Source organism: Salmonella sp. SAL04214 (genome assembly GCF_046550615.1).
Classification (GTDB): Bacteria; Pseudomonadota; Gammaproteobacteria; order Enterobacterales; family Enterobacteriaceae; genus Salmonella; species Salmonella enterica.
This window is the reverse complement of record NZ_JBGDXT010000001.1, coordinates 474,849-498,421: the sequence shown is the minus strand read 5'-3', so window position 1 is coordinate 498,421 and position 23,573 is coordinate 474,849. Positions and strand designations below refer to the sequence as shown.

The 23,573-nt window shown below is 53.1% G+C and carries 23 protein-coding genes, 1 pseudogene and 1 CRISPR repeat array; of the genes and pseudogenes, 7 read left to right on the top strand and 17 right to left on the bottom strand.

The window, feature by feature from the left end; translation table 11 throughout:
- Window positions 1–41: 41 nt before the first annotated feature.
- On the top strand, window positions 42–806 hold the full coding sequence (ygbI, locus tag ACLJQD_RS02410) for a DNA-binding transcriptional repressor YgbI (protein ID WP_000613180.1): 765 nt from the start codon (window positions 42–44) through the stop codon (window positions 804–806).
- Between the two features lie 18 nt (window positions 807–824).
- Here the strand turns inward: ygbI and ACLJQD_RS02405 are convergent, their stop codons facing one another.
- A complete protein-coding gene (locus tag ACLJQD_RS02405; RefSeq protein ID WP_000423338.1) occupies window positions 825–1,229 on the bottom strand; it encodes a MarR family winged helix-turn-helix transcriptional regulator in 405 nt (134 codons plus the stop codon).
- Window positions 1,230–1,399: 170 nt separating this feature from the next.
- Between ACLJQD_RS02405 and ACLJQD_RS02400 the strand changes: the two genes are divergently transcribed.
- From ACLJQD_RS02400 to ACLJQD_RS02390, 3 genes are read left to right on the top strand one after another with little or no spacing between them, the layout of a single operon-like run.
- Window positions 1,400–1,993, top strand: coding sequence for a non-oxidative hydroxyarylic acid decarboxylases subunit B (locus ACLJQD_RS02400; protein ID WP_001237180.1), 594 nt, complete (start codon window positions 1,400–1,402; stop codon window positions 1,991–1,993).
- The gene (locus tag ACLJQD_RS02395) at window positions 1,993–3,420 is read left to right on the top strand and encodes a non-oxidative hydroxyarylic acid decarboxylases subunit C (RefSeq protein WP_017441129.1); all 1,428 of its coding nucleotides are present in this window, start codon (window positions 1,993–1,995) and stop codon (window positions 3,418–3,420) included. The genes ACLJQD_RS02400 and ACLJQD_RS02395 overlap by 1 nt, the downstream gene beginning before the upstream one ends.
- A 10-nt stretch (window positions 3,421–3,430) precedes the next feature.
- Window positions 3,431–3,667 carry a non-oxidative hydroxyarylic acid decarboxylases subunit D gene (locus ACLJQD_RS02390; protein WP_000562964.1) on the top strand — a complete coding sequence of 79 codons (237 nt, stop codon included), beginning with the start codon at window positions 3,431–3,433 and terminating at the stop codon, window positions 3,665–3,667.
- Window positions 3,668–3,711: 44 nt separating this feature from the next.
- Here ACLJQD_RS02390 and rpoS read toward each other — a convergent pair whose 3' ends face one another.
- Both rpoS and nlpD read right to left on the bottom strand, forming a co-directional pair.
- Window positions 3,712–4,704 (bottom strand): RNA polymerase sigma factor RpoS, encoded by a 993-nt coding sequence (rpoS, locus tag ACLJQD_RS02385; protein WP_000081498.1) that lies wholly within the window; start codon window positions 4,702–4,704, stop codon window positions 3,712–3,714.
- Window positions 4,705–4,766: 62 nt separating this feature from the next.
- Window positions 4,767–5,849, bottom strand: a complete 1,083-nt coding sequence (gene nlpD, locus ACLJQD_RS02380; protein WP_223149274.1) for a murein hydrolase activator NlpD — start codon at window positions 5,847–5,849, stop codon at window positions 4,767–4,769.
- Between nlpD and ACLJQD_RS02375 the strand changes: the two genes are divergently transcribed.
- Window positions 5,779–5,937 (top strand): peptidase, encoded by a 159-nt coding sequence (locus ACLJQD_RS02375; RefSeq protein WP_223148970.1) that lies wholly within the window; start codon window positions 5,779–5,781, stop codon window positions 5,935–5,937. The genes nlpD and ACLJQD_RS02375 overlap by 71 nt on opposite strands.
- A gap of 138 nt (window positions 5,938–6,075) precedes the next feature.
- On the opposite strand, the gene ACLJQD_RS02370 is transcribed toward ACLJQD_RS02375, so the two are convergent.
- The 10 genes from ACLJQD_RS02370 to cysD form a co-directional block, all read right to left on the bottom strand.
- The gene (locus tag ACLJQD_RS02370) at window positions 6,076–6,702 is read right to left on the bottom strand and encodes a protein-L-isoaspartate(D-aspartate) O-methyltransferase (RefSeq protein ID WP_000253545.1); all 627 of its coding nucleotides are present in this window, start codon (window positions 6,700–6,702) and stop codon (window positions 6,076–6,078) included.
- Window positions 6,696–7,457: a 5'/3'-nucleotidase SurE gene (gene surE, locus ACLJQD_RS02365; RefSeq protein WP_410967610.1), complete on the bottom strand. Its 762-nt coding sequence runs from the start codon at window positions 7,455–7,457 to the stop codon at window positions 6,696–6,698. The genes ACLJQD_RS02370 and surE overlap by 7 nt, the downstream gene beginning before the upstream one ends.
- Window positions 7,438–8,487, bottom strand: a complete 1,050-nt coding sequence (truD, locus tag ACLJQD_RS02360; RefSeq protein WP_000134246.1) for a tRNA pseudouridine(13) synthase TruD — start codon at window positions 8,485–8,487, stop codon at window positions 7,438–7,440. The genes surE and truD overlap by 20 nt, the downstream gene beginning before the upstream one ends.
- Window positions 8,484–8,963, bottom strand: coding sequence for a 2-C-methyl-D-erythritol 2,4-cyclodiphosphate synthase (gene ispF, locus ACLJQD_RS02355; protein ID WP_001219244.1), 480 nt, complete (start codon window positions 8,961–8,963; stop codon window positions 8,484–8,486). Before ispF ends, truD begins: the two co-directional genes overlap by 4 nt.
- Window positions 8,963–9,673, bottom strand: coding sequence for a 2-C-methyl-D-erythritol 4-phosphate cytidylyltransferase (ispD, locus tag ACLJQD_RS02350; RefSeq protein WP_000741649.1), 711 nt, complete (start codon window positions 9,671–9,673; stop codon window positions 8,963–8,965). Before ispD ends, ispF begins: the two co-directional genes overlap by 1 nt.
- Window positions 9,674–9,691: 18 nt before the next feature.
- On the bottom strand, window positions 9,692–10,003 hold the full coding sequence (gene ftsB / locus ACLJQD_RS02345) for a cell division protein FtsB (protein WP_000517480.1): 312 nt from the start codon (window positions 10,001–10,003) through the stop codon (window positions 9,692–9,694).
- A gap of 190 nt (window positions 10,004–10,193) precedes the next feature.
- Window positions 10,194–10,517 (bottom strand): DUF3561 family protein, encoded by a 324-nt coding sequence (locus ACLJQD_RS02340; protein WP_001537530.1) that lies wholly within the window; start codon window positions 10,515–10,517, stop codon window positions 10,194–10,196.
- A gap of 50 nt (window positions 10,518–10,567) precedes the next feature.
- Window positions 10,568–11,173, bottom strand: coding sequence for an adenylyl-sulfate kinase (gene cysC / locus ACLJQD_RS02335; RefSeq protein WP_001173663.1), 606 nt, complete (start codon window positions 11,171–11,173; stop codon window positions 10,568–10,570).
- Window positions 11,160–12,599, bottom strand: coding sequence for a sulfate adenylyltransferase subunit CysN (cysN, locus tag ACLJQD_RS02330; RefSeq protein WP_017441128.1), 1,440 nt, complete (start codon window positions 12,597–12,599; stop codon window positions 11,160–11,162). The genes cysC and cysN overlap by 14 nt, the downstream gene beginning before the upstream one ends.
- A 9-nt stretch (window positions 12,600–12,608) precedes the next feature.
- On the bottom strand, window positions 12,609–13,517 hold the full coding sequence (cysD, locus tag ACLJQD_RS02325; RefSeq protein WP_000372384.1) for a sulfate adenylyltransferase subunit CysD: 909 nt from the start codon (window positions 13,515–13,517) through the stop codon (window positions 12,609–12,611).
- Between the two features lie 250 nt (window positions 13,518–13,767).
- Between cysD and ACLJQD_RS02320 the strand changes: the two genes are divergently transcribed.
- On the top strand, window positions 13,768–14,814 hold the full coding sequence (locus ACLJQD_RS02320) for an aminopeptidase (RefSeq protein WP_017441127.1): 1,047 nt from the start codon (window positions 13,768–13,770) through the stop codon (window positions 14,812–14,814).
- Between the two features lie 14 nt (window positions 14,815–14,828).
- Window positions 14,829–15,528: a CRISPR direct-repeat array (repeat unit 29 nt; unit sequence CGGTTTATCCCCGCTGGCGCGGGGAACAC).
- A 122-nt stretch (window positions 15,529–15,650) separates the two neighbouring features.
- On the opposite strand, the pseudogene cas3 reads toward ACLJQD_RS02320, so the two are convergent.
- Window positions 15,651–17,576, bottom strand: a pseudogene (cas3, locus tag ACLJQD_RS02315) (CRISPR-associated helicase Cas3'); the annotation flags it as partial.
- Window positions 17,577–18,020: 444 nt separating this feature from the next.
- Here cas3 and sopD point away from each other — a divergent pair.
- Entirely contained in the window at window positions 18,021–18,974 is a 954-nt protein-coding gene (gene sopD / locus ACLJQD_RS02310) for an SPI-1 type III secretion system effector SopD (RefSeq protein ID WP_017441126.1), read from the top strand.
- Between the two features lie 212 nt (window positions 18,975–19,186).
- Here sopD and cysH read toward each other — a convergent pair whose 3' ends face one another.
- From cysH to cysJ, 3 genes are all read right to left on the bottom strand, one after another.
- Entirely contained in the window at window positions 19,187–19,921 is a 735-nt protein-coding gene (gene cysH, locus ACLJQD_RS02305; RefSeq protein ID WP_017441125.1) for a phosphoadenosine phosphosulfate reductase, read from the bottom strand.
- 75 nt (window positions 19,922–19,996) lie between these two features.
- Entirely contained in the window at window positions 19,997–21,709 is a 1,713-nt protein-coding gene (gene cysI, locus ACLJQD_RS02300) for an assimilatory sulfite reductase (NADPH) hemoprotein subunit (RefSeq protein ID WP_017441124.1), read from the bottom strand.
- Window positions 21,709–23,508, bottom strand: coding sequence for an NADPH-dependent assimilatory sulfite reductase flavoprotein subunit (gene cysJ, locus ACLJQD_RS02295; RefSeq protein WP_017441123.1), 1,800 nt, complete (start codon window positions 23,506–23,508; stop codon window positions 21,709–21,711). The genes cysI and cysJ overlap by 1 nt, the downstream gene beginning before the upstream one ends.
- Window positions 23,509–23,573: the final 65 nt, after the last annotated feature.

Genomic DNA, 23,573 nt, shown 5'->3' with positions numbered 1-23,573 from the left:
ATCGCGTAAAATCGCGACAGGACTAAAGAAAGGAGCAGACGTTGATACCTACTGAGCGTCGACAAATCATTCTTGATATGGTGGCGGAGAAAGGCATCGTCAGTATCGCTGAACTGACCGAGCGCATGCATGTATCCCACATGACTATCCGCCGTGATTTACAAAAACTGGAGCAGCAAGGCGCGGTAATCCAGGTCTCTGGCGGCGTGCAATCATCGACTCGCGTGGCGCACGAACCCTCGCATCAGATCAAAACCGAACTGGCGACGCCGCAGAAAGCGGCGATTGGCAAACTGGCCGCCAGCCTGGTACAGCCAGAAAGCTGTATCTACCTTGATGCAGGTACTACCACGCTGGCGATTGCCAGGCAGCTGGTTACGATGAATAAACTTACGGTGGTGACGAATGATTTCGTTATCGCCGATTACCTGATGGACAACAGCGGTTGCACAATTATTCACACTGGCGGGGCGGTATGCCGGGAAAACCGGTCGTGCGTCGGTGAAGCCGCGGCGACGCTTTTGCGCGGGCTGATGATTGACCAGGCCTTTATTTCCGCCTCTTCCTGGAGCGTGCGCGGTATTTCAACGCCGGCAGAAGATAAAGTCACGGTGAAACGGGCCGTCGCCAGCGCCAGCCGCCAAAAAATTCTGGTGTGCGACGCGACCAAATACGGCCAGGTCGCTACATGGCTGGCGTTACCGCTGGCGGAATTCAACCAAATCGTCACCGATGACGGCCTGCCGGAAAGCGCAATTCGGGCGCTGGCTAAAGTGGATATCTCACTGCTGATGGCTAAAAAATAGCGAGGCGGCGCAAGCCGCTTACGTCATCATCTTGCGAACCAGTTGCGTAAACTGTTCGCGTTCTTCAGCGCTCAGTCGCCCCAAAAACTCATCGTCAACGCGATCCCCCAGTGGTATCGCGGCGGCGAGCAACGTTTGGCCCTGAACGGTGAGATAGACAAAACGCCGACGTTTATCCAGCGGATCGTTTTCTCGCTTTACCAGCCCACGATTTTCCATCCGGCTTAACATCTCCGCCAGCGTCGCTTTAGTGCTGACCGCCGCTTCGGTCAGATCGACCTGTTCAATACCCGGATGTTCAGCAATAACGCGCATCACCGCATATTGAGGTTTGGTGAGCTCCGGTAGTTCATGCTGCCAGCGTGCGGTATGTTGCTGAAAAAGTTGGCGTAACAGATGAAACGCGGTGTTTCGTAACTCCATGAGCGCTCCGGATAAATTAACTTTTTCTATCATAACGACTTATGCACGGTTTTTTAATGACGAATGCTTTAGCTAAACGTGCGCAGGCGTCGGGAGCGATCTTGTCGCAAAGGCCGTGTGGGCGTATTTTGATCAAAATGTTCGTACACGAACGATATTTGAGGTAAGAAATGAGATTGATTGTGGGGATGACCGGTGCGACCGGCGCGCCGCTTGGCGTCGAGCTACTCCAGGCATTGCGGGCGATACCTGATGTTGAGACGCATCTGGTGATGTCGAAGTGGGCGAAAACCACTATTGAACTGGAGACGCCCTACACGCCCGCTGAGGTAGCCGCCCTGGCAGATTATTGTCATAGCCCGGCCGATCAGGCGGCGACCATTTCCTCCGGCTCATTTCGTACCGACGGCATGATTATTATCCCCTGCAGTATGAAAACACTGGCGGGGGTTCGCGCCGGCTATGCCGAGGGGCTGGTGGGACGCGCTGCCGATGTCGTGTTGAAAGAGGGTCGCAAGCTGGTGCTTGTGCCGCGGGAAATGCCGCTCAGCACGATTCATCTGGAAAACATGCTTGCGCTTTCTCGTATGGGGGTGGCGATAGTGCCGCCCATGCCCGCGTTCTACAACCTGCCGCAAACCGTTGACGATATTATCCAGCATATCGTAGCGCGCGTTCTCGACCAGTTTGGTCTGGAGCATACGCGCGCGCGTCGCTGGCAAGGACTGCGACAGGCAGCAAATTTTTCACAGGAGAATGGATAATGGCATTTGATGATTTGCGCAGTTTTTTACATGCGCTGGATCAGCAGGGACAACTGCTGAAAATCAGCGAGGAAGTGAATGCGGAGCCGGATCTCGCAGCCGCTGCCAACGCAACGGGACGAATCGGCGATGGCGCGCCCGCGCTGTGGTTTGACAATATTCGTGGTTTTACCGACGCCCGCGTGGCGATGAATACCATCGGTTCCTGGCAGAACCATGCCATCTCACTGGGTTTGCCGCCTAACACGCCGGTTAAAAAACAGATCGATGAATTTATTCGCCGCTGGGACAATTTTCCGGTAGCGCCGGAACGGCGGGCGAATCCGGGCTGGGCGGAAAATACCGTCGACGGCGACGCGATCAACCTGTTTGATATCCTGCCGCTGTTTCGTCTGAACGACGGCGACGGCGGATTCTATCTGGATAAAGCCTGTGTGGTATCACGCGATCCGCTCGATCCCGATAACTTCGGCAAGCAGAATGTCGGTATCTACCGTATGGAAGTTAAAGGCAAGCGTAAGCTGGGTCTGCAACCAGTACCGATGCATGATATCGCATTGCACCTGCACAAAGCCGAAGAGCGCGGGGAAGATCTGCCGATTGCGATCACGCTGGGTAACGATCCGATCATTACCCTGATGGGCGCAACGCCGCTGAAATACGATCAGTCAGAGTATGAAATGGCAGGCGCGCTGCGTGAAAGCCCCTATCCTATCGCCACCGCGCCGCTGACCGGTTTTGATGTGCCGTGGGGATCTGAAGTCATTCTTGAAGGGGTCATCGAAAGCCGTAAACGTGAAATTGAAGGACCGTTCGGCGAATTTACCGGCCACTATTCCGGTGGTCGCAACATGACCGTGGTGCGTATCGATAAGGTCTCTTACCGCAGCAGACCCATTTTTGAATCGCTCTATTTAGGTATGCCGTGGACAGAAATCGACTACCTGATGGGGCCGGCGACCTGCGTGCCACTGTATCAACAGCTGAAAGCCGAATTTCCGGAAGTGCAGGCGGTAAACGCCATGTACACCCACGGCCTGCTGGCCATCATCTCGACCAAAAAACGCTACGGCGGCTTTGCCCGCGCGGTGGGCCTGCGAGCGATGACGACGCCGCACGGTCTGGGATATGTGAAGATGGTGATCATGGTCGATGAAGATGTCGATCCATTCAATCTGCCACAGGTGATGTGGGCGTTGTCGTCGAAAGTGAATCCGGCAGGCGATCTGGTACAGTTACCGAATATGTCCGTCCTGGAACTGGATCCGGGCTCAAGCCCGGCGGGGATTACCGACAAGCTGATCATTGACGCCACCACGCCGGTTGCGCCAGATAACCGTGGTCACTATAGCCAGCCGGTTGTTGATTTACCGGAAACTAAAGCCTGGGCTGAAAAGCTGACCGCCATGCTGGCCAACCGTAAATAAGGAGTAACCGATGATTTGTCCACGCTGTGCCGATGCACATATTGAACTCATGGCGACTTCGCCGGTAAAAGGAGTCTGGACGGTATATCAGTGTCAGCATTGTCTGTATACCTGGCGCGATACCGAACCGTTACGCCGTACCAGCCGCGAACACTATCCACAAGCGTTTCGCATGACGCAAAAAGATATTGATGACGCGCCAATGGTGCCGAGTATCCCGCCGCTGCTGGCAGAAGACAAACGGTAAAAAAAAGGCCAGTCTGTCGACTGGCCTTTTTTTGACAAGGGTACTTACTCGCGGAACAGCGCTTCGATATTCAGCCCCTGCGTCTGCAGAATTTCGCGCAGACGGCGCAGGCCTTCAACCTGAATCTGACGAACACGTTCACGCGTAAGACCGATTTCACGGCCTACATCTTCCAGTGTCGCAGCTTCATATCCCAGCAGACCGAAACGGCGCGCCAGCACTTCACGCTGTTTGGCGTTCAGTTCGAACAACCATTTGACGATGCTCTGTTTCATATCGTCATCTTGCGTGGTGTCTTCCGGACCGTTCTCTTTTTCATCGGCCAGGATGTCCAGCAACGCTTTTTCGGAATCACCGCCCAGCGGGGTGTCTACCGAGGTAATGCGCTCGTTGAGACGAAGCATACGGCTGACGTCATCAACCGGTTTATCCAGTTGCTCTGCAATTTCTTCCGCACTCGGTTCGTGGTCCAGTTTATGCGACAACTCACGTGCGGTGCGCAGGTATACGTTCAGCTCTTTAACAATGTGAATCGGCAAGCGAATCGTACGGGTTTGGTTCATAATCGCCCGTTCGATTGTCTGGCGAATCCACCAGGTTGCGTATGTTGAGAAGCGGAACCCGCGTTCCGGGTCAAACTTCTCGACTGCACGGATAAGCCCCAGGTTGCCCTCTTCAATCAGGTCCAGCAACGCCAGTCCACGATTGCCATAACGGCGGGCAATTTTTACCACCAGACGCAGGTTACTCTCAATCATGCGACGGCGAGAAGCGACATCTCCACGCAGTGCGCGACGCGCAAAATAGACTTCTTCTTCGGCTGTTAACAGTGGTGAATACCCAATCTCACCAAGGTAAAGCTGAGTCGCGTCCAACACACGCTGTGTGGCCCCTTGCGATAACAGCTCTTCTTCAGCCAGGTCGTTATCACTGGGTTCCTCTTCACTCAAGGCTTTTTCGTCAAAAGCCTCTACTCCGTTCTCATCAAATTCCGCGTCTTCATTTAAATCATGAACTTTCAGCGTATTCTGACTCATAAGGTGGCTCCTACCCGTGATCCCTTGACGGAACTAGCAAGTCAAAGCCTGGTTCCGCCGCTTTATCGCTGCGGTAAATAACGCAGCGGGTTTACGGATTTCCCCTTGTAACGAATTTCAAAATGCAAGCGTGTAGAGCTGGTGCCGGTGCTACCCATAGTAGCGATTTTTTGCCCCGCCTTAACTTCCTGTTGTTCCCGGACCAGCATCGTATCATTATGGGCGTAGGCACTCAGGTAATCATCGTTATGTTTGATGATAATAAGATTACCGTAACCACGCAGTGCGTTACCGGCATATACGACGCGCCCATCAGCGGTTGCGACGATAGCCTGTCCCTTACTGCCTGCAATGTCGATCCCTTTATTGCCCCCTTCGGAAGCGCCAAAGTTTTCGATCACTTTGCCATCCGTCGGCCAGCGCCATGCGGAAATCGGCGCGCTGGTTGACGTACTGCTTGCATTTGGTTCGGTCGTGCTTACCGTTGGTGCCGTTACAGGCGCTGTGACAACCGTCCCAGCAGGCTTGTTGTTTGGCAACATTTTGTTAGCACTTTGTTCACCTGAGCCCTCAGAATACGTAATTGTTGGTTGAGACGCAACTGCAACGGTGGAATTTTGTGCAGACCTGGTCACAACTCCTTGCTGTGCTGCATCCGCCTGGGTGATCGCATTTCCGCCAGTAATTGGCGTACCGGATGCGTTACCAACTTGCAAAGTTTGCCCTACATTCAGGCTATACGGGGCAGAAATACTGTTTCTCTGGGCCAGATCGCGGAAATCGTTCCCGGTAATCCAGGCGATGTAAAAAAGCGTATCACCCTTTTTCACGGTGTAAGTACTGCCACCCGTATAGCTACCTTTCGGAATATTCCCATACTGGCGATTGTATACAATTCGCCCATTTTCCATCTGCACGGGTTGTTCCGTGACCGGTTGAGTTTGCATGGGCTGCGTTACAGGACGCTGAACGGGTTGAATTTGCGGCGCTTGTTGCGGCGTTTGTTGCGTCGTCGCGCCCATTTTTGGCGGCGGTGTGATCAACATCCCGGAATTGGTATTTGATGACGAACCACTGTCCACAGACGTGACCGGCGCCGGAGGGTTTGACGAACTGGTACAACCTGCCAGCCATAGTGAAACCAGTGATAGTGCCGCAATGCGACTAACGGTGAATTTTGGGCTTCCCGCGCTCATTTATCCCCCAGGAAAAAATTTGGTTAACAACCAGTGACGTAAGAACCGTGCAACGCATTAAGTGAACACGGGAAAATGTGTTCACGATACGCTTAACCCACCGGGAATAACCAGGAAAACTCCAGGTATTCGTTTCGGCTTTATCAGGCGTAAGAGTGGGTGTTTGCAGGGCAAACTAGGCCAGCTCTCCCTTGACTAACGGGACGAAGCGAACGGCCTCCACGGTATCGATAATAAATTCGCCGCCCCGGCGACGCACGCGTTTCAAAAACTGCTGCTCATCGCCCACGGGCAGAACAAGAATGCCGCCTTCATCCAACTGTGCCATGAGCGCGGTAGGAATTTCCGGCGGCGCGGCCGTCACAATGATAGCGTCAAACGGCGCACGCGCCTGCCAGCCTTGCCAGCCATCGCCATGACGGGTAGAAACATTATGTAAATCGAGCTGCTTCAGGCGGCGGCGCGCCTGCCATTGCAGCCCCTTAATCCGCTCAACGGAGCAAACGTGATGCACCAGATGCGCCAGAATCGCCGTCTGATAGCCGGAACCGGTGCCAATTTCCAGCACCCTGGATTGCGGCGTCAGTTCGAGCAGTTCCGTCATTCGCGCCACCATATAGGGCTGCGAAATCGTCTGACCCTGGCCTATCGGCAAAGCGATATTTTCCCAGGCCTTATGTTCAAACGCTTCATCAATAAATTTCTCGCGCGGCACTGCGGCAAGCGCATTAAGCACCTGCTCATCTCTGATGCCCTGCGCGCGCAATTGTTCAAGAAGAGCCTGTACACGTCCACTTACCATTGCGTGCCAACTCCCACGCTGTCTAACCAGTCTGAAACCACATCATGCGCGCTGTGCGCGGTTAAATCCACATGCAACGGCGTGACGGAGACGTAGCCTTCATCCACCGCCGCGAAATCGGTATCCGGCCCGGCATCGTATTTATCGCCCGGCGGGCCAATCCAGTACAATGTATTACCGCGCGGATCTTCCTGCGGGATTACTTTATCCGCTGGATGGCGGCTACCACAGCGAGTCACGCGAATGCCTTTAATCTGCGCTAACGGTAGATCCGGGACATTCACGTTGAGAATACGCCCGGTACGCAACGGCTCCCGGCTTAACCCTCGCAAAAGCGCGCAAGTCACGGCTGCAGCCGTATCATAATGCTGATAGCCGTTAAGGGAGACCACTAATGCCGGAAAGCCGAGATGACGACCTTCCATCGCCGCGGCGACAGTACCGGAATAGATCACATCATCGCCCAGATTCGGACCCGCGTTAATACCGGAAACGACAATATCCGGACGCGGACGCATTAAGGCATTAACGCCCAGATAGACGCAATCGGTCGGCGTCCCCATCTGTACAGCGATATCGCCATTATCAAAGGTAAAAGTACGAAGCGAAGATTCCAGCGTGAGGGAATTAGACGCGCCGCTGCGGTTACGATCCGGGGCTACGACCTGTACATCAGCAAACTCACGCAGCGCTTTCGCCAGCGTTTGTATACCGGGCGCGTGAACCCCGTCATCGTTACTCAGCAATATGCGCATAATCACCCATTGTGTTGATCAGTTCCCTTACTACGCTGGTGGCAAAACTGCCTGCGGGCAGCCAGAAACGTAACTCGACGGTAACGTCATCCCACCAGTTCCAGCTTAATTGTTGCGGATAAAGCAGCATCGCTCTGCGCGACGCTTCTACTTTTTCGCGCAGCAACAGCGATTGCAACACCGTTTCCTGGGCAATGGCATCTTGCTCAAACGCCAGCGCCGCACGCTGTGTTCCCCACTCTCCGCTGCCCGGCAACGATGCTGTAATCATCAGCTCTTTTTCGTCTACCCGGCGCTGCAATTCAGGCAGTTCTTCAGATGTCGCGACGAACCAGCTTCCACGCCCCGCTAATTGTAGCGCATCGCCGTCAACAACTTGATTAAAGTCTGGTTTCTTCAGCCGCTGGTGAACAATTTGATTAAACAACGCGCTACGCGCCGCCGACAACCAAAAACTACGTTTATTGCGATCGCGCACCGGCGCGTTACTTTGCGCCCAGCGCAGCGCGCCCTGCAAGTTGCTGCCGCCAATGCCGAATCGCTGTGCGCCGAAATAGTTCGGCACGCCGCCATCGCGAATCGCCTGCAATCGTGTTTCGACATCGCGGCGATCGCTTATTTCACGCAACACCAGAGTAAAGGCATTGCCTTTCAGCGCGCCTAAACGCAGCTTACGCTTGTGACGCGCGTATTCCAGCACTTTACAACCTTCCAGCTGAAAGGCGCTGAAATCGGGCATCTCTTTCCCCGGCACGCGCGCGCACAGCCACTGCTCGGTAACGGCGTGTTTATCTTTTTGCCCGGCAAAGCTCACTTCGCGAGCGTGAATTTTCAGGAATTTCGCCAGCGCGTCAGCGACAAAACGGGTATTGCAACCGTTTTTCAAAATACGCAGCAGAATGTGCTCGCCTTCACCATCCGGCGTAAAGCCTAAATCTTCGACCACCACAAAATCTTCCGGATTCGCTTTCAGCAATCCGCTACCTTGTGGTTTTCCGTGCAGCCAGGTGAGATTGTCAAACTCTGTCATTTCGCCGCCTTCATCAGCAACGCGACCGCTTCGCAGGCAATGCCTTCTCCGCGTCCGGTAAATCCGAGCTTTTCCGTCGTCGTCGCTTTCACGTTAACGTCATCCATATGGCAGCCGAGATCTTCGGCGATAAAGACGCGCATTTGCGGAATATGCGGCAGCATTTTCGGCGCCTGCGCAATAATGGTGACATCCACGTTGCCGAGGGTGTACCCCTTCGCCTGAATACGACGCCAAGCTTCACGCAGTAGTTCGCGGCTATCCGCTCCCTTAAATGCCGGATCGGTATCCGGGAAGAGCTTGCCGATATCGCCAAGCGCCGCCGCGCCCAGCAGCGCATCGGTCAGCGCATGTAACGCCACATCGCCATCGGAATGCGCCAATAGCCCTTTTTCATAAGGGATACGCACGCCGCCAATAATAATCGGCCCTTCTCCGCCAAACGCGTGTACGTCAAAACCGTGTCCAATTCGCATTATGCTTTCTCCTGGTGGATGGTTCGGGTCAGATAAAATTCCGCCAGCGCCAGATCTTCCGGACGGGTGACCTTGATGTTATCCGCGCGACCTTCTACCAGCGCCGGATGAAAACCACAATATTCCAGCGCTGACGCTTCGTCGGTGATGGTCGCGCCTTCATTCAGCGCACGCGTCAGACAATCGTGCAAGAGTTCGCGGGGGAAAAACTGCGGGGTGAGCGCGTGCCATAAATCGGCGCGCTCTACGGTATGGGCAATAGCGTTTTTCCCCGGTTCGCCGCGTTTCATGGTGTCGCGCACCGGACTGGCGAGGATACCGCCGACCCGGCTGTTTTCGCTGATAGCCAGCAACCGCGCAAGGTCATCCTGATGCAAACAGGGTCTTGCCGCGTCGTGCACCAGCACCCACTGCGCCTTTGCAACGGCCTGCAACCCGGCCAAAACGGAATCAGCGCGTTCGTTGCCGCCATCCACAACGGTGATTTGCGGATGATTCGCCAGCGGAAGTTGGGCAAAGCGATGATCGCCAGGGCTGATAGCAATAACAACGCGTGTCACCCGAGGATGCGCCAGCAGCGCATGAACTGAGTGCTCCAGAATGGTTTTATTACCGATTGAGAGATACTGCTTAGGACATTCTGTTTGCATTCGGCGGCCAAATCCGGCCGCCGGCACCACGGCGCAAACGTCCAATAAAGTGGCTGCCATGTTAAATCCCTGGATGGTTTATCGATGAGTTTGCCCCGCCGTTGCCGCGCGTTTTGAGGCGTCAGGCACCAGACGATAGAAGGTTTCGCCCGGTTTGGTCATGCTAAGTTCGTTGCGCGCGCGCTCCTCTATCGCTTCCTGGCCGCCATTGAGATCGTCAATTTCGGCAAAAAGCTGATCGTTACGCGCTTTAAGTTTGGCGTTTGTCGCCTGCTGCGCGACCACATCATCGTTGACGCGGCTATAGTCATGTATGCCGTTCTTACCGAACCACAGCGAGTACTGTAGCCAGACCAGTAAAGCCAGCAACAGCAGCGTTAGTTTACCCATCCTGCCCCCTGAAAAACGGCATCATCATCCCATAACGTCCTCTGTGACTCCACATTCAGGACGGGATTGCCGCGACAACGCCGGCAAATGTACCACATTTGCCGGATGTTACGTATACCCGAGTAAGGAGAACATAATCTCATTGTTGGTTACGGTTTGAATTATGACCGGAGGCGCAGTGATAACCCGTCTACCCTAATAGCCATATAAATAACGCGCCGAACAGCGCGCCTACGGCCAGTAGAGTAAACATAATGCTAAAAAGTATTTTGCCCTTTACCAGCAGATGCAACGCAATGCCGATAATCACTGATACCGGCATTAACGCGAGGAAAAAGGGCCAGGTATAGAGGAAAAAAAACAGCGTGTTAGGGCCATAAAGCAGAAAAGGGATCCCCAACGCCAGCAGCCATGACACAAAGCCGACCACCGCCCCCGGAAATGCACTGGTGGCGTCATCGTCGACCATGAAGGCGTCTGACCTTGTGAAAGTAATGTTATGGCTATTACGCATATTAAATCCTGTAACCTTGACCATACCGGGCATACAAGCCCGGTGGTGTCTCAGGATCTGATAATATCGCGCCGTCTCAGCAGGTCTAATAATTGGGAAACCAAATTTGTTACTAATTGTTCACCATTAAGATGAACCTGGGGCGAGTCAGGCGCTTCGTAAATGGCGTCGATACCGGTAAAGTTACGCAACTCGCCCGCGCGCGCTTTTTTATACAACCCCTTAGGATCGCGCTGTTCACAGATAGCCAGCGGCGTATTGACATAAATCTCGATAAAACGATCGTGGCCGACGCGCTCTTTTACCAGTTGCCGCTCGGCGCGGTGCGGAGAAATAAATGCCGTCAAAACAATCAGGCCGGCGTCCGCCATCAGACTGGCCACTTCGCCTACCCGCCGGATATTCTCCTGGCGATCGGCATCGCTAAAGCCTAAATCACGGCACAAACCGTGGCGCACATTATCGCCGTCCAACAGGTAGGTACTGACGCCACGCTGATGTAACGCCTCTTCCAGCGCGCCGGCCACCGTTGATTTTCCCGAACCGGAGAGTCCGGTAAACCACAGCACCACGCCACGGTGGCCGTGGAGCTGTTCACGGGCGGCGACAGTAACGGGATGAGAGTGCCAGACCACGTTCTCATCATGCAGCGCCATGTTTATCTCCCAGCAAATCGCGGGCGTCCCAGTGCGGAAAATGACGGCGTACCAGCGCATTCAGCTCCAGCTCAAACGCACTGTATTCCACGGGCGGCGTCGCTCCGCGTTCGTTCAGTTCCCGCACCATGCCAGCGCCCACGGTAACGTTAGAAAGTCGGTCGATAAAAATCAGTCCGCCCGTCACCGGATTTTGCTGATAAATATCCAGCGCGAGCGGCTCATCGAATGTCATCTCCACCAGACCAATACCGTTTAACGGCAGGCTCTCGACGTCTCGTTGAGTCAGATTGTTGATATCAATCTGATAGCGAATAGCCTCGATACGCGCGCGGGTTTTCTTACCCGCAAGTTTAACGTCGTAGCTTTGGCCCGGCGTCAGCGGCTGTTCCGCCATCCATACCACATCGATCGCGGCGTGCCGCGCAGGTGCCAGCGTCTCGTTTGCCGCCAGCAGCAGATCGCCGCGGCTAATATCAATGTCGTCGTTGAGTACCAGGGTAATGGCTTCGCCCGCACAGGCTTCTTCTTTATCGCCATCAAAAGTGACGATACGCGCCACGCTGGATTCCACGCCAGACGGCAGCACTTTAATGCGCTCTCCGACTTTGACGCTACCAGACGCCAGAGTGCCGGCATACCCCCGAAAATCAAGATTCGGGCGATTGACGTATTGTACCGGAAAGCGCATCGGCTGACGGTCTACCGCACGCTGTATGTCTACCGTTTCCAGGACTTCCAGCAGCGTCGGACCGCTGTACCAGCGCATATTCGCGCTCTGCGCGGCGACATTATCCCCTTCCAGCGCCGAAAGCGGGACAAAGCGAATATCCAGATCGCCCGGCAACTGTTCAGCAAAGGTCAGATAATCTTCACGAATACGGGCGAAGGTCTCTTCGCGGTAGTCAACGAGATCCATTTTGTTGATTGCCACCACCAGGTGTTTGATCCCCAACAGAGTGGAGATAAAGCTATGGCGACGCGTCTGATCCAGCACGCCTTTACGCGCGTCGATCAGTAGGATCGCCAGATCGCAGGTGGACGCTCCGGTCGCCATATTCCGGGTATATTGTTCATGGCCCGGCGTGTCGGCGATAATAAATTTTCGTTTTTCCGTGGAGAAATAGCGGTACGCGACGTCAATAGTAATGCCCTGCTCACGCTCGGCCTGTAGCCCATCTACCAGCAGCGCCAGATCGAGTTTTTCTCCCTGCGTGCCATGACGTTTACTGTCATTATGCAGAGAAGAGAGCTGATCTTCATAAATTTGCAGGGTATCGTGCAGCAAACGACCTATCAACGTACTTTTACCGTCATCAACGCTGCCACAGGTTAAAAAACGCAGCAGGCTTTTGTGTTGTTGGGCAATCATCCAGGCTTCGACGCCGCCTTCATTGGCGATTTGTTGTGCAAGTATGGTGTTCATGGCGGCTCCTTAGAAATACCCCTGACGTTTTTTAAGCTCCATCGACCCCGCCTGATCGCGGTCAATCATCCTCCCCTGGCGCTCGCTGGTGGTAGAAACCAGCATCTCTTCGATAATTTCCGGCAGCGTTTGCGCGTGGGATTCCACCGCCCCGGTGAGCGGCCAACAGCCAAGTGTACGGAAGCGCACCATCCTTTTTTTGATGACTTCGCCAGGCTGGAGATCGATACGATCGTCATCCACCATCATCAACATGCCGTCACGTTCCAGAACCGGGCGTTCAGCAGCCAAATACAGCGGCACGATGTCGATGTTTTCCAGCCAGATGTATTGCCAGATATCCTGCTCTGTCCAGTTGGAGAGCGGGAAGACGCGTATACTTTCGCCTTTATTAATCTGACCGTTATAGTTACGCCACAACTCTGGACGCTGATTTTTCGGGTCCCAGCGATGGAAACGGTCACGAAAGGAGTAAATACGTTCTTTCGCGCGGGATTTTTCCTCATCGCGCCGTGCGCCGCCGAACGCGGCATCAAAACCGTACTTATTCAGCGCCTGCTTTAACCCTTCGGTTTTCATAATGTCGGTGTGTTTAGCGCTACCGTGAACGAACGGATTGATGCCCATCGCCACGCCTTCCGGATTTTTATGTACCAGCAACTCGCAGCCATATGCGTTGGCGGTACGATCGCGAAAGGCGTACATCTCACGGAATTTCCAACCGGTATCAACGTGCAATAGCGGGAACGGCAACGTACCCGGATAAAACGCCTTACGCGCCAGATGCAGCATGACGCTGGAGTCTTTACCAATGGAGTACAGCATGACCGGATTAGCGAATTCCGCTGCCACTTCACGGATAATGTGGATACTTTCCGCCTCCAGTTGCCGCAGGTGGGTGAGTCGTTTTTGATCCATAACCGTTCCTTTGCAATACCGTTTTTTGCTAAACATTTCGATTACACGACTATAGGGAGCGCAGGAGAGTGAATGAAATGACGAATTGGAATGAGTAGTTCCTCAAAGGAATAACGCGGCCCAAAAACCAATATCAAAAAATGCTTAACGTACCGGATTGCCAGCATTTAGGAGCAAATGAAATTGTATTAACACGATCGCGGTTTCATACTAGCCACGTAAAATTTTGTTCTGTATTTAAGGACTCATTATGTTTTCCGCAACGCGCCGCTTTGCCGTCATTCTGGCGCTCGGCGTAGGCTTTATCCTTCCTGCACAAGCAGCATCACCAGGGCCTGGTGAAATAGCGAATACTCAGGCACGACATATCGCCACCTTTTTTCCCGGGAGAATGACGGGCTCCCCCGCCGAGATGTTGTCTGCCGATTATTTACGCCAACAATTTACCCAGATGGGATACCAAAGCGATATTCGAACGTTTAATAGCCGATTTATTTATACCACGAAGGATAATCGCAAAAACTGGCATAACGTGACGGGCAGTACGGTCATCGCCGCCCATGAAGGGCGCGTGCCGCAACAGATCATCATTATGGCGCATCTGGATACGTACGCTCCGCAGAGCGACGCTGATGTCGATGCCAATCTGGGCGGTTTAACGTTACAGGGAATAGATGATAATGCCGCGGGATTAGGCGTTATGCTGGAACTGGCGGCGCGTCTGAAAGATATACCGACCCATTACGGGATTCGTTTTATCGCCACCAGCGGGGAAGAAGAGGGAAAGCTAGGCGCGGAAAATTTACTCAAACGAATGAGTGACGCTGAGAAGAAAAATACGCTGCTGGTGATTAATCTCGATAACCTGATTGTTGGCGACAAGCTCTATTTTAATAGCGGGAAAAATACGCCTGAAGCGGTGCGTACACTGACCCGCGATCGGGCATTAGCGATTGCGCGCCGTTATGGTATCGCCGCCAACACCAATCCGGGACGCAATCCATCCTACCCCAAAGGAACGGGTTGCTGTAATGATGCGGAGGTTTTCGATAAAGCGGGAATATCGGTGCTTTCTGTTGAGGCGACGAACTGGAATCTGGGTAAAAAAGACGGATACCAGCAACGCGTGAAAAATGCATCCTTCCCGAACGGCAATAGCTGGCACGACGTACGGCTTGATAATCAACAGCATATTGACAAGGCGCTGCCAGGGCGGATTGAGCGCCGTAGCCGCGATGTAGTGCGGATAATGCTGCCGTTGGTAAAAGAGCTGGCGAAGGCGGAAAAAACGTCCTGATATGCTGGTGAAACGTGTTTATCCCCGCTGGCGCGGGGAACACGGGGTTAATCGATTCCATATTTACCACAAAGACGGTTTATCCCCGCTGGCGCGGGGAACACGGCCGATGGGCGGATATCCAGGCGTTGTGCGACGGTTTATCCCCGCTGGCGCGGGGAACACTGGCGATAATGTACGACGAGTTGCCAAAATATCGGTTTATCCCCGCTGACGCGGGGAACACAGTTACACCGACAGCCGTAACCCGTTCGATATCGGTTTATCCCCGCTGGCGCGGGGAACACTCTTTTGCAATTTACTTCAGCAATTCTGGTTTCGGTTTATCCCCGCTGGCGCGGGGAACACTCCGTGAAACTGACCATTGGAATGGTCCCAATCGGTTTATCCCCGCTGGCGCGGGGAACACAGATCCGGCAGCCGGGAAAATTTATTGAGAACCGGTTTATCCCCGCTGGCGCGGGGAACACTATCCTGCGCAATTCACGACGAACTGTGGGCACGGTTTATCCCCGCTGGCGCGGGGAACACTTCCCGGCAATATCTGACACAAATTTCCGTACCGGTTTATCCCCGCTGGCGCGGGGAACACTTGCTCAGGCTGTAAACCTTACTGTAGAACGCCGGTTTATCCCCGCTGGCGCGGGGAACACGCCGGTAGTCAGCACATCATTAAAATCACCCGCGGTTTATCCCCGCTGGCGCGGGGAACACGCAAGAATGCGCAGCACTAGCGTCTCTCGCTCATCCTGCCCACTCTTTTTCACCAGACCGTTACGATCGCGAATATGACGCTGTAGTCGACCGGCCCGCTGAATTAATAAATCCACCGGCGCTAAATCAGAGATCATCTCATCGCAGTCAATATCCAGACTTTGTTCGATGACCTGCGTGGCGATAATGACCTTACCGGCACGTTGCGCGCCGCTCTGTTTGCCAAAGAGATTCAGCGTCTGCGACTCAATCCGCTGACGATCGTGAAAAGCAAAGCGACTATGGAAGAGTAAAAGGTTTTCCGTGGCGACGACCTTACTCAGTTGAAGCTGGCGATAGATACGAATCGCATCATCAACGGAGTTACGTATCCAGGCGATACAGTTTCCTTTTTCCACTGCTTCACCTATATGTTCAAGACACGCCTCTTCACTATGTAGCCAGCCAATATCTACGCTGCGCTCAACCTCTTTGCGTGTATCAACCCGCTGAGAAATCAGCTCTGTTTGTGTGACCTGAGTCAGCCAGGGATAATCGTCATGGCCTAGCAACGGCGCCTGCACACTACGCCTCACCCCACGGGAAAATGCCGCCACCAGCTTATCTCGCTGCTGCTGCGATAGCGTCGCAGATAACAGAATAGTGGCGTTGCCATTACTGGCCTGCCGTTCGATCAAACCTTCAAGTATTCGGGACATCCATGCATCACAGGCATGGATCTCATCAGCCAGTAAAATCTTGTTGCTAAGACCCAGTAACCGCAGGTTGTTATGTTTAAATGGCATTACCGCCATCATCGCCTGATCCAACGTGCCTACGCCAACCTCCGCCAACAACGCTTTTTTATTGCTGTCGGCAAACCAGGCGGAGCATCCCTGACTATAAGGCTGCGCTTCATCGGGTTCTTCCGTACCAGAAAGAGTGACCGACCATATTGACTGATTGAAACGATCCATTAAGCGACGCGCGCTATGCGCCAGAATCAGGCTGGGACGGGAGTCCGGCTGATACAGCGCCAGCCAGGTGTTCGCCATACGTTCAAACATCGCGTTGGCTGTCGCCATTGTCGGCAGTCCAAAATAGAGTCCCTGCGCTTTACCTGCCGCCATCAGTCGATGAGCTAATATGAGCGCCGCCTCTGTTTTTCCGGCTCCAGTGACATCTTCAAGAATAAAGAGTTGGGCGCCATCCACGTTGATATCCAGCTCAAGCGCCTTTTGTTGTAACGGTGTGGGATGCTGAATAAAAGGGAAAAGCGTTTCTATGCCCGTAAAGGCAGACACATTCGCCGCTGAGGGAAATAGCGTAATGGCAGTTTGTGCTTTAGCGAGAGCTTGCTGCCAGTAGATATCAACAGGCATTTTTTCCGCAGTACGCGGAAAATAACGGCTGGCAGAACCAGTCCAGTCAGCCAGTACAACCGCAGCGGAAATAAACCAGGAAAGTTGCTGAAATTGGTCGATACCCTCATCTTCATCCCAGGCTTCAGGCAAAGTAATTAAAGGAAAGAGCGCTTTTATTCTCAGAAGAAAATCTCTTGCCGCATCTTTATCCTGCTGGCGAAAATGGTCCAGCTCCTGGATTGCCTCTGGAGGGCGTCCATGATGACCTGTAGTGACTGGCATCCAAAGCGCCATAACGCGCTTACTTTTACGAACTGAAAGCGAAGAAGGAGGAAACAATTCAGGGCATTCACTTAGCCAGGAGTTCCACAACACGTATCCCAGCGTGGTATGCGCGATTTTTTCATAATGCCGTGTAGGCTCATTAAAGATATTTAAAGCCTCATGACGGTATAGTTGCTGGAAGGAATGAGCAAATTTTCCAATATCATGCCAACATAAAATCCAGGCAAAAAATTGCGCCGCCTGCTCCTTATCCTGGATGCCTAATTTTTTTAGATAGTGGTCAATAAAATAAATATTATTTATCACCATCCAGTAACCCACAGCCGCAACATCTAAAGAATGCCAGCAAAGCAAATGGTAATCATCACCGCCGTCAGTTTCTCCTCGTCGAGACTTTCCCCAATAGTGATATATCGACACGTAAACTCCAGCATGTGGATAATAAAAGCACTCTACGCCTTTTTAATGGTCTTTTTTGTTGATATATCTCACAAAAATTGCACTTCCTGAGATTATATTTAAATATGCTCACTCAACTTTATATATTCTTCAGAAATATTTACCCCACGAATAATTATTATAAATTTTTCCGCTCTTTTCTTTTGGAAGAAGCGATCAAAGAGGCTTCTTCCAATGCCCCCCTGCATAAACCAAAATTTAAAAAAACGACCATTTGCGGCGAATCATCTACCTTTTGTCTGAATTATCGTCACCACAAAGGATTACCAACCATAAATGTGCTGTATTAATAATGTCGTTCAAATTCTCTCCTGTAGTAAACTTTATCTGTTTAATAAAAAAGAGAGAATTGAACGATATATTTTACTCCGAATATTGAATAATATAAATTTGAAGGAAAATATTATGCCAGTCACTTTAAGCTTCGGTAATCATCAAAATTATACGCTTAATGAAAGTCGGCTTGCTCATCTGTTAAGCGCAGATAAAGAAAAAGCAATCCATATGGGGGGCTGGGATAAAGTCCAGGATCATTTTAGAGCGGAAAAAAAGGACCATGCGCTGGAAGTGTTACACTCCATCATTCACGGACAGGGCCGTGGTGAACCTGGAGAGATGGAAGTTAACGTAGAGGATATAAATAAAATTTACGCCTTCAAACGGCTACAACATCTGGCCTGCCCGGCTCATCAGGATCTGTTTACTATCAAGATGGACGCTTCTCAGACACAATTTTTACTTATGGTCGGCGACACGGTGATCAGCCAAAGCAATATTAAGGACATCCTCAATATATCAGATGATACAGTGATAGAATCTATGAGTAGAGAGGAGAGACAGTTATTTTTACAAATATGCGAGGTGATTGGTGCGAAGATGACCTGGCACCCGGAATTACTTCAGGAGTCGATTTCTACACTACGAAAAGAAGTGACGGGCAATGCACAAATCAAAGCGGCGGTTTATGAGATGATGCGTCCCGCAGAGGCTCCAGACCACCCGCTTGTCGAATGGCAGGACTCGCTTACTGAAGATGAAAAATCGATGCTGGCCTGTATTAATGCCGGTAACTTTGAGCCTACAACTCAGTTTTGCAAAATAGGTTATCAGGAGGTACAAGGTGAAGTCGCTTTTAGCATGATGCATCCGTGCATCTCCTATTTACTACATAGCTATTCACCGTTTGCAGAGTTTAAACCAACAAATTCTGGTTTTTTAAAAAAACTTAATCAGGATTATAACGACTATCATGCAAAAAAAATGTTTATTGATGTAATTCTTGAAAAGCTATATCTAACGCATGAGCGTTCTTTGCACATTGGTAAAGATGGGTGCAGTCGTAATATATTACTGGTATAAAGATAGTCAGTAATATACCCTTCATACTTCAAGTTGCTTATGTGTTGGCTACGCTCGTTCACCCCAGTCACATAGTTATCTATGCTCCTGGGGACTCACTCCCTTGCCGCCTTTAAGCAACTCGAATTATTTTGGGTATATAACCAATTTAAAATCCGGCTGCCTGCCGGATTTTTCATAGCAGCAAGTATAATCATACCGCGTAAGGACAATTACCCTTCGTGCAGCCCGCACTCGCGCTTCAGCCCGAAGAACCGCGTCTCTTCTTCCGCCATGCCCGGCTCCCATTTGCGGGTGGTGTGCGTATCGCCCACCGACAGATAGCCCTGATCCCACAGCGGATGGTATTTCAGACCGTGCTTTTGCAGATACTGGTAAACCGTGCGGTTATCCCAGTCGATAATCGGCAGCACTTTAAACACGCCGCGCTGGATAGCGAGAACGGGTAAATACGCGCGGCTACCGGACTGCTCGCGACGCAGACCCGCAAACCACGTCTGCGCTTTCAGCTCTTTTAGCGCCCGGTTCATCGGCTCGACTTTGTTGATCTCATTGTATTTCTCAATACCTTCTACGCCCTGCTCCCACAGTTTGCCGTAGCGCGCCTCCTGCCAGGCCGGACTTTCGCCCGCGCGGTAAACTTTCAGGTTGAGTTTGAGTTTGTCCGTTAACTCATCAATAAACTGATAGGTTTCCGGGAACAAATAGCCGGTATCGGTGAGGATCACCGGGATATCCGGGCGAATCTGGTTCACCAGGTGCAGGCTCACCGCCGCCTGGATGCCAAAGCTTGAAGAAAGCACGTATTCGCCGGGCAGATTTTCCAGCGCCCAGGCCACGCGTTCTTCGGCAGTCAGCGTTTCCAGTTGAGCGTTGGTTTCCGCCAACGCCAGTACGCGATCGACTTTTGGCAGTTCATTCAATGCGTTGAGATCGAGTTGGGACATAAGTTCCTCACTGTTTGCCTTGCCTGATGGCGCTGCGCTTATCAGGCCTACACAGACGCCATCCGGCAATTCAGGTTATTCCCAGAAATCACGCGCGGGATCGAGCACCGGGCGAATGATGCCCGCACGCACCGTAAAGTCGCCGAAGCCTTCACCCGCTTCACGCTCTTTCGCCCAGCGCCCAATCAGTTCATCCAGCGAGGCCAGAATATCCGGCTCGGTGATATTTTCTTGATACATCCGTGGGATACGACTCCCGATGCGGTTGCCGCCAAGATGCAGGTTATAACGACCAGGCGCTTTCCCTACTAAGCCAATTTCCGCCAGCATCGCGCGGCCACAGCCGTTCGGGCAGCCGGTCACGCGCATCACGATATGCTCATCAGGAATGCCGTGTTTTTCCAGAATCGCTTCCACTTTGTCCGTGAACGACGGCAGGAAACGCTCGGCTTCCGCCATTGCCAGCGGGCAGGTCGGGAACGATACACAGGCCATTGAGTTTTCACGCTGCGCGCTCACCGCATTCATCAGCCCATGATCGCGCGCCAGCGTCTCGATCTTCGCTTTCTGACTTTCCGGCACGCTGGCAATAATCAGGTTCTGGTTAGCGGTAATACGGAACTCGCCCTGATGAATCTTCGCGATCTCCAGCAGGCCGGTTTTCAGCGGGCGCCCCGGATAATCCAGGATACGACCGTTTTCGATAAACAGCGTCAGGTGCCAGTTGTTGTCGATCCCTTTCACCCAACCGATACGATCGCCGCGACCGGTAAACTCATACGGGCGGATCGGCTCAAATTTGATCCCCGCGCGACGCTCGACTTCCGCTTTAAATGTCTCCAGTCCCACGCGCTCAAGGGTGTATTTGGTTTTGGCATTTTTCCTGTCGGTACGGTTACCCCAGTCGCGCTGCGTCGTCACTACCGCTTCGGCCACCGCCAGGGTGTGCTCCAGCGGCAGATAGCCAAACTCGCTGGCCGTACGAGCGTAGGTTTTCTTATTACCATGCTCAATAGACAGACCGCCGCCCACCAGCAGGTTAAAGCCGACCAGCTTGCCGTTCTCGGCAATCGCCACAAAGTTCATGTCGTTGGCGTGCAGATCGATATCATTTTGCGGCGGGATCACCACCGTGGTTTTGAACTTACGCGGCAGATAGGTCTGACCGAGGATCGGCTCTTCATCGGTGGTCGCGACCTTCTCCTGATCGAGCCAGATCTCCGCATAGGCGCGGGTACGCGGCAGCAGATGTTCAGAGATCTTCTTCGCCCACTCGTAGGCTTCCGCGTGCAACTGCGATTCGTACGGGTTGGAGGTGCACAGCACGTTACGGTTCATGTCGTTGGCGGTCGCCAGCGCGTCCAGCCCGACCGAATGCAGCATCTGGTGCACCGGCTTGACGTTCTTCTTCAGAATACCGTGAAACTGGAAGGTCTGGCGGTTGGTCAGACGGATACTGCCATAAATCGTGTTATCCGCCGCGAATTTATCGATCGCCTGCCATTGCGTCGTAGTAATCACCCCGCCCGGCAGGCGGCAGCGCAACAGCATCGCATGACGCGGCTCCAGCTTCTGCGCCGCACGCTCGGCGCGAATATCGCGGTCATCCTGCTGATACATGCCATGAAAGCGTATTAGCAGGAAGTTGTCGCCTTTAAAACCGCCGGTGAGACCGTCGTTCAGATCTTCCGCAATGGTACCGCGCAGGTAGTTGCTTTCCAGCTTCATGCGCTCGGCATCGGACAGTTTACCTTCGACCACCAGTGGGCCTGGATGTTTTTCGCTCATTAGTAGACATCTCGCTGATAACGGCGCTCTACGCGCAGCTCACTTAAATATTCATCTGCCGATTCGAGGTCCATACCGCCGAATTCAGCGATCACTTCCAGCAATGCTTTTTCGACATCTGCGGCCATGCGCCTGGCGTCGCCGCAGACATAAATATGCGCGCCATCATTGATCCAGCGCCACAGCTCGGCGCCCTGTTCACGCAGCTTGTCTTGTACGTAAATTTTTTCTTTTTGATCGCGTGACCAGGCGAGATCGATACGGCTTAACACCCCCTCTTTCACGTAGCGCTGCCACTCCACCTGATAGAGGAAATCTTCGGTAAAGTGCGGGTTACCGAAGAACAACCAGTTCTTACCTTCCGCCCCTTCCGCCGCGCGCTGTTGCATAAAGGCGCGGAACGGCGCGATGCCGGTACCGGGGCCAATCATAATGACCGGCGTTTCCGGGTTAGCTGGCAGGCGGAAGTTATCGTTATGCTCAATAAAGACGCGAACTTCGCCCTCTTCTTCCACGCGGTCGGCGAGGAAGCTGGAAGCGCCACCGGCGCGGGCGCGGCCTTCAATGTCATAACGAACCACGCCAACGGTGATATGCACTTCGCTCTCCACTTCAGCCTGTGCGGAGGCGATGGAGTACAGACGCGGCGTTAGCGGACGCAGCAGGTCGATTAGCGCCTGAGCATCCAGCTGCGCCGGAGAGAAACGCACCATATCAACAATGGGCGTGGTCGCGGCGTAGTGCTGGAGCTGCGCTTTGTCGCCCACTAATGGCAACAGCGACTCACTGCGCGTCAGGGTCGCGTAGTTCTCAACAATGTTGGCGGTATTCACCGTCAGCTCGAAGTGCCACTCCAGCGCTTCGGCGAGCGGCAGGGTTTTACCGTCAACCGTCACCGGCTCATCGCCCTTCAGCCACAGCAACTCAACCAGCTCCTTCACCAGAGCCGGATCGTTCTGATACCAGACGCCCAGCGCATCGCCCGGCTGGTAACGCAGACCGGAGTCGCCTAAATCAATCTCAATATGACGAACGTCTTTTTCCGAGTTGCGACCGGTGATTTTCTGATTCACGGAGAGGGTCGCGGTCAGCGGTGCGTCTTTGGTATAGGGGCTGGTGTGGATGTAGTTTACCGCGCCAGTAGCGACGGATTGCGAAGGTGCCGCGACAGGTGCGCGAGACTTCAGAACATCAACCACGCGGGCACGCCATTCGCTGGCAGCTGCCTGATATTCAACGTCAGCATCGACACGGTCGAGCAGACGTTCACCGCCCAGTTCCGCCAGTTTGCTGTCGAAATCTTTTCCGGACTGGCAGAAGAATTCATAGGATGTATCGCCAAGGCCAAATACGGCAAACGCGGTATCGGTCAGCTTCGGTGCTTTTTTCGAGAACAGGAATTTATGCAGCGCGACGGCCTCTTCCGGCGGCTCGCCTTCTCCCTGGGTGGACGTCACTATCACCAGCAGTTTTTCACTGGCAATCTGTTTGAATTTGTAGTCGCCGGCGTTCACCAGTGTCACATTAAGGTTGGCCGCCAGCAGATCATCACGCAGCGCTTCCGCCACACGACGCGCATTGCCGGTTTGCGAAGCGGAGATAAGCGTAACCCCCGGCATCTTCCCCTCAGGAGCAGGCGTGACGGCAACAGCGCCTGAGCGCGGGTTCAGTACGCCCCAAAAATAGCCGGAGACCCAGGCAAGCTGTTCGGGAGTAAGGTCGGTTGTCGCGGCCTGAAGGCGCGCCAGTTGCTCCGGATTAAGCGGAAGCAACCCAGTCAGTGGAGCCGGTGTCGTCATGCGTCGTTATGTTCCAGTAAGCAAAGCGGATCTATACACAAAATCATTCAAGTTCGCTGTAGCCC

Coding starts and splice junctions, on each gene's coding strand:
- ACLJQD_RS02405 (WP_000423338.1), bottom strand. CDS start 1,229: ATGGAGTTACGAAACACCGCGTTTCATCTGTTACGCCAACTTTTTCAG.
- ACLJQD_RS02400 (WP_001237180.1), top strand. CDS start 1,400: ATGAGATTGATTGTGGGGATGACCGGTGCGACCGGCGCGCCGCTTGGC.
- ACLJQD_RS02395 (WP_017441129.1), top strand. CDS start 1,993: ATGGCATTTGATGATTTGCGCAGTTTTTTACATGCGCTGGATCAGCAG.
- ACLJQD_RS02390 (WP_000562964.1), top strand. CDS start 3,431: ATGATTTGTCCACGCTGTGCCGATGCACATATTGAACTCATGGCGACT.
- rpoS (WP_000081498.1), bottom strand. CDS start 4,704: ATGAGTCAGAATACGCTGAAAGTTCATGATTTAAATGAAGACGCGGAA.
- ACLJQD_RS02370 (WP_000253545.1), bottom strand. CDS start 6,702: ATGGTAAGTGGACGTGTACAGGCTCTTCTTGAACAATTGCGCGCGCAG.
- surE (WP_410967610.1), bottom strand. CDS start 7,457: ATGCGCATATTGCTGAGTAACGATGACGGGGTTCACGCGCCCGGTATA.
- truD (WP_000134246.1), bottom strand. CDS start 8,487: ATGACAGAGTTTGACAATCTCACCTGGCTGCACGGAAAACCACAAGGT.
- ispF (WP_001219244.1), bottom strand. CDS start 8,963: ATGCGAATTGGACACGGTTTTGACGTACACGCGTTTGGCGGAGAAGGG.
- ispD (WP_000741649.1), bottom strand. CDS start 9,673: ATGGCAGCCACTTTATTGGACGTTTGCGCCGTGGTGCCGGCGGCCGGA.
- ftsB (WP_000517480.1), bottom strand. CDS start 10,003: ATGGGTAAACTAACGCTGCTGTTGCTGGCTTTACTGGTCTGGCTACAG.
- ACLJQD_RS02340 (WP_001537530.1), bottom strand. CDS start 10,517: ATGCGTAATAGCCATAACATTACTTTCACAAGGTCAGACGCCTTCATG.
- cysC (WP_001173663.1), bottom strand. CDS start 11,173: ATGGCGCTGCATGATGAGAACGTGGTCTGGCACTCTCATCCCGTTACT.
- cysN (WP_017441128.1), bottom strand. CDS start 12,599: ATGAACACCATACTTGCACAACAAATCGCCAATGAAGGCGGCGTCGAA.
- cysD (WP_000372384.1), bottom strand. CDS start 13,517: ATGGATCAAAAACGACTCACCCACCTGCGGCAACTGGAGGCGGAAAGT.
- ACLJQD_RS02320 (WP_017441127.1), top strand. CDS start 13,768: ATGTTTTCCGCAACGCGCCGCTTTGCCGTCATTCTGGCGCTCGGCGTA.
- sopD (WP_017441126.1), top strand. CDS start 18,021: ATGCCAGTCACTTTAAGCTTCGGTAATCATCAAAATTATACGCTTAAT.
- cysH (WP_017441125.1), bottom strand. CDS start 19,921: ATGTCCCAACTCGATCTCAACGCATTGAATGAACTGCCAAAAGTCGAT.
- cysI (WP_017441124.1), bottom strand. CDS start 21,709: ATGAGCGAAAAACATCCAGGCCCACTGGTGGTCGAAGGTAAACTGTCC.
- cysJ (WP_017441123.1), bottom strand. CDS start 23,508: ATGACGACACCGGCTCCACTGACTGGGTTGCTTCCGCTTAATCCGGAG.